Consider the following 4,481-nt stretch of genomic DNA (forward strand, 5'->3'; position numbering starts at 1 on the left):
TTTTTGGTGGCAAACACTTCTTCGGTGAGGAAGGCGTGCTCGGCGCGCTCCCGCACCTGGGTGGTCATTTCCTCCTGGGTGAGAAAAACCCGGGCCACGGGGGGCAGGGTGGAGGCCAGAAGCCAGCCCAGAGCTGCACCCACAAAGGGCGGGGTGAGGATCCAGAACTCCAGGGGCAAGCCCCAAACTTCCACGAGCTTGAGAAGCAGGGAAACCAGGGCGGAGCCGGCCAAAGCCCCTAGCGCTGCTGCTCGCCAGGCTGCTTGCGGGTAGTGACCGGCGGCTCCCACCACCACCGGCACAACCTCTGCGGCGCTTTCCTTTTCCACCGCTTTTACCGCTTCCACCACCGCCTGCTGCGCTTGGGTGTCGAAAAGCTCTTCAAGCTTCACTGCTACTCCTTTTAAATGAGGAGCTTAACACGCTCAGATTGCGGCCGGCAACGCCTCGGGGCGGTCATCCATTTACCAAAGCTCTGTTGGGTGCGCAGGAAGCTGTTTGGTGGCCTGAAGAGGAGAAGGGTGTAACGAAAAAAGCGAAAAAGACGTCGGACCGCGGGGAGCTATGCGGCCTTCCCAGGGGGCTTCGCCAGCGTACGAACATTAAGCGCGAATTCCTCTGGACAACCAAGCTTAAGGTCGCGGGGTAAAACCCTTGGGGACGAGGAGCTCGCCCGCATCGTAGAAGTTGAGGTATAAAACCACCGGCTCCTTGGCACCTTCCCAGGTGATGGCAAAAACGTCTAAGAGAGCCATACCCCACGGCGAATTTTGGCTTTCCACCGGGCAGCAGGAACCCAGCCGCTCGTACTCGATCACTTGCCCTTGGGGACCCCGCAAGGAGTTGAGGAACGCCTTTTCCTTTTGGGGCCCGGAAGTCACACCCTCCAGAGTCAACCCGGCAACCTTCACCGGTTTTTCTGGGGTATAGCCGTACTGTTCGTCGGTGGCCAGCTCTTCCAGGTGAACGTAGGGCTCTTCGTCGCTGCGGCCATAGGGGTAACCTCGTCCCTCCGAGCTGACGCGGCCAACCATAGTGGGAAGCTGCTTTTCTACTGGGGCGGAGGTTCCACAAGAGGTAAGACCAAGCACGAGCGCCAAGCCGGCAGCCAGGTGAAGGCCCGCAAATGCCAGGAAAAACTGCGCTTGCTTGCCCCTGGATTTACGCCTCATCGCTGCCCTCCGGAGATTGCGGTGAACGTCACCACGCTCGTAACGTCTCTCGCTGTTTCCCTGGGGTCCACCACCAGCGGGGGTGGGTTTTGCAAATCCAAATCGAACACCACGTCGTTGGGGGTTGGAATGGGGTTGCCCAGGGGATCGAAGGCGTAGTTGCCGGCGCCGGCAAAAGGCTCCTGGGGATTGGTGCAGGCGGCTATGCAGCAGCCCAAAACCCACGAGGCGTTTTCAATGGCCCGGGCTTGCAGCAGCGTGCGCCAAACGTGATCCCGGCGCCACGGCCACCACGCCACCGCCACCAGAAGGTTTGCCCCACCTTGGAGCACCAGCGCCCGCGCTTGCTCGGGAAAGCGCACGTCGTTGCAGGTTAAAAGCCCCAGGGTGGCCCAGGGGAGCTTCACCGCCACATAGCGGTCCCCTTCCTTCCACAGCTCGTGTTCCCGGTTGGGGCGGAAGAGGTGCACCTTGTGGTAATGGGCGATTTCTGCCCCTGCTTGCCAAACCGTTAACCGGTTGTAGCCATCTTCCACCACCGCGCCAAACACAAACAGCGTCTCCGGGTGAGCAGCGGAAAGCTGGGAAAAGACCTCCCGGGCCCGGGAAGCCTCCAGGCTTTGGCGGTAGCCGGTGAGAAAAAGCTCCGGGAACACCACTAAATCGGCACCTTCCGCCGCCGCCCGGCTCACTTCAAACTGCAATCTTTCGAGGTTTTCCTCCAGCTGGCCACACACAAAACGGGAAAGGTAGGCACGCATGAACCTAGGGTAGCTGAAGACCCGGGGGATCGGCAAAGGTGCGCCGGCAAAACACGTTGCCCTGCACCCCGCGCAGCTGAACCTCCACCTGATGCACGCCCACCGGTCCCTCGGGGCGGGGGAAGCTCACCTCGTAATAACCGGCCAAAGCGCCTGCCAGCTTTTTTTGCGCTTGGGCCGGGAAAAGATGGGTTTTGGCGTAAAGCCCGCCGGTGTCCTCGGCGGCGTGAATGAGGCCAATTTCCAGGGTGTGCCAGTCGGCATCGGTGATGTCCAGGGAAAACACCGGAATCCCGGAGGCTTCCAGGAGCGCGGAGGCAGCCACATAATCGGCGGGCATGTACACCCCGGGATAGCTGAATCGCCCCAGGCCCCAGCCCAGAAGGATCACCTGTCTGTGGCCGGGGAGGCTCGCCAGGGCCTGGGCTAAAAACCGCAAGCCTTTTTCCGGGGTGGCGGCGCGGGCGCAGGTTTCTTCGTCAAGGAAGCGGCGCAAGCTGGGGCCTTCGGGCTCTCCCGCTCGATAGGGCAAGGCTCGGAAAAGCCCCTGACGGAGGATTTCCGCCACCCGTCTGTGATCTTGGGTGAAGTCCTGCACCAGGTGCAGGCGCGAATCCTGAATGAGGAGCGCCACCTTGAAGTTTTCCGGAAGCCCCTCCACCACCTCAGCAGCGCGGCCTTGAAACGCCAAAAGGCCAGAAGCCCGCGCCCTTTGCAGATCCCGCTGCACCAGCACCACCACCAGGTGCTGGCTTTCGGGGGCAGCTCCTTTCTCGCCCGAGGGGGCCTTCCCGGTGGAGGAAAGATCCACCCACTCCACCACATCGGGGATGACCTCTTTCCCGTCCACCAAAACGCGGAAGTTGTTGGCTTTCAGGCCCAAAATAGGCGAACCATCGGCGCCCAACACCCGCACCTGGAGCACCACCCGCCGCACCTCGACTTTTTCGGAAAACTGCGGGACCTGCGCGACGAGCGCCAGCACCAGGGGCCACATGGGCTTACCCGCTCGGCGGTGGTGGGCTGGGGGCGGGACGGTGGGTCAGGGTAAGGGCGGTAATGGCCGCAATGGCAATGGCGGCTCCTAAAACCTGCTGCGTGGAAAGGGTCTCGCCCAAGAACACCACAGCTAACACCGAAGCCACGATTGGAATCAGGTTGGAAAAGGCGGAAACAAAGCTGGCCCGCAGCCGGCTTAAGGCGTAATTCAACAGGAAATACGCGCCAAAAGAGCACGCCAGCCCCAAGTACACGGTGGCCACCCAGGGCTTAGGCGTCGTAGGGAGCTTGCCGCCGAGGGCGTAGGCGCCCAGGGCGAAGGGGAAGTAAAGAGCCGTCGCAAACACAGCTTGCCAGCGGGTCACGGTGAGGGCATCTACGCTGGCCATGAGCTTGCGGGCCACGATGGTGTAGAGGCTGGCGGAAAGGGCGGCCCCGAGGATCAGCAGGTTTCCCCAAAGCGTGCCGCCGAGGGCCCGATCCCAGCCGCCGGCGGTGAGCAGCAAGCTCACGCCGAAAAGCGAAAGCAGGATGAGCCCCACCTCCCGCGGCAAAACCGGCACCTTGAGCCAGAAGGCCTCCAAAAGCACGACAAAGATGGGAATGGTAGAAATGAGCACCGCTGCGGTGGAAGCTAACGTCAGCTTCAAACCGTAAGCTTCCAGAAAAAAGTAAATTCCGGGCTCCAGCAAAGCCAAAAGGAAGACCTGCTTGCGTTGCTCGCGGGTAAGGGCTTGGGCCGGCAAAAAGCGTCCGGCTGCCACAAAAAATAGGGCAGCAATAGCAAACCGCAAAAAGATGAGCTGGGTGGGAGAAAATCCGCCCAAAGCCACCTTTGAAGCCACAAACGAGGTGCCAAACAAAACCGCCATCCCTACCGTGGCCAAAAGCGCTCTGGTGTCCTTGCTTTCCCGCATCGGCGCGCCTTTCGCTTCTCAGTCGATTTTAACGGCCGTTACCAACTGGAGGAGGCACCGCCGCCACCAAAGGACCCGCCACCCCCAGAAAAACCACCGCCCGAAAAGCCACCACCCGACCAAAAACCGCCGCGGGAGCGGGTTGTGCCCATGCGCACCAAGCCAGGGTGAGCTTTGCGAAAAGCGGCCCCCCATGGGGTGCCAAACAACAGGCCTTTGAGAACCGGGAACAGCACCAGCCAACCAAGGCCGGTGAAAAGCCCCACCGTGGGGTGAAGGACCATGGGGAACATGGTCCAGAACGGCAGGAGGAACAGGTACATGAACCAGCTCTGACACCCCGAGGAAAAGAGCGCCGCGAGGGAGAAGGTCCCCACTACCAGCAGGAAGATTCCCAGGAAGAAAAGCGTCCCGAAAAAGCCCAGCTCGCCACCGGCTCTTTCTTGGCGGGTTTTTTGTGCTTCTTCCGGTAGGGCTTGGCCCTGAATGACCTTGGCCACCGCTTCCACGCCCGCTTCGATCCCCCCGGCAAAATCCCCAGCGCGAAAACGCGGCCGCACCAGGTTGTCCAGGATTCGCCGGCAGGTGGCGTCGGTGAGTACGGATTCCAGACCGTAACCCACCTCCAGCCG

At 61.4% G+C, this 4,481-nt stretch carries 5 protein-coding genes and 1 pseudogene; all 6 read right to left on the minus strand.

Going from position 1 to position 4,481, the window contains the following annotated elements; genetic code table 11:
• Nucleotides 1-392 (minus strand): annotated as a pseudogene (locus EG19_RS11900) (hypothetical protein); the annotation flags it as partial.
• 240 nt (nt 393-632) lie between these two features.
• Nucleotides 633-1,172, minus strand: coding sequence for a hypothetical protein (locus tag EG19_RS12980; RefSeq protein ID WP_053335285.1), 540 nt, complete (start codon nt 1,170-1,172; stop codon nt 633-635).
• On the minus strand, nt 1,169-1,933 hold the full coding sequence (locus tag EG19_RS11910) for a nitrilase-related carbon-nitrogen hydrolase (RefSeq protein WP_053335286.1): 765 nt from the start codon (nt 1,931-1,933) through the stop codon (nt 1,169-1,171). The genes EG19_RS12980 and EG19_RS11910 overlap by 4 nt, the downstream gene beginning before the upstream one ends.
• Nucleotides 1,934-1,937: 4 nt before the next feature.
• Entirely contained in the window at nt 1,938-2,918 is a 981-nt protein-coding gene (locus tag EG19_RS11915) for a vWA domain-containing protein (protein WP_152544064.1), read from the minus strand.
• A gap of 16 nt (nt 2,919-2,934) precedes the next feature.
• A complete protein-coding gene (locus tag EG19_RS11920; protein WP_038050581.1) occupies nt 2,935-3,849 on the minus strand; it encodes a DMT family transporter in 915 nt (304 codons plus the stop codon).
• A 38-nt stretch (nt 3,850-3,887) separates the two neighbouring features.
• Nucleotides 3,888-4,481 (minus strand): TPM domain-containing protein (locus EG19_RS11925; RefSeq protein WP_038050582.1); only part of this gene is annotated, 594 nt, incomplete at its 5' end.

The sequence above is a fragment of the Thermoanaerobaculum aquaticum genome (genome assembly GCF_000687145.1).
Taxonomy (GTDB): Bacteria; Acidobacteriota; Thermoanaerobaculia; order Thermoanaerobaculales; family Thermoanaerobaculaceae; genus Thermoanaerobaculum; species Thermoanaerobaculum aquaticum.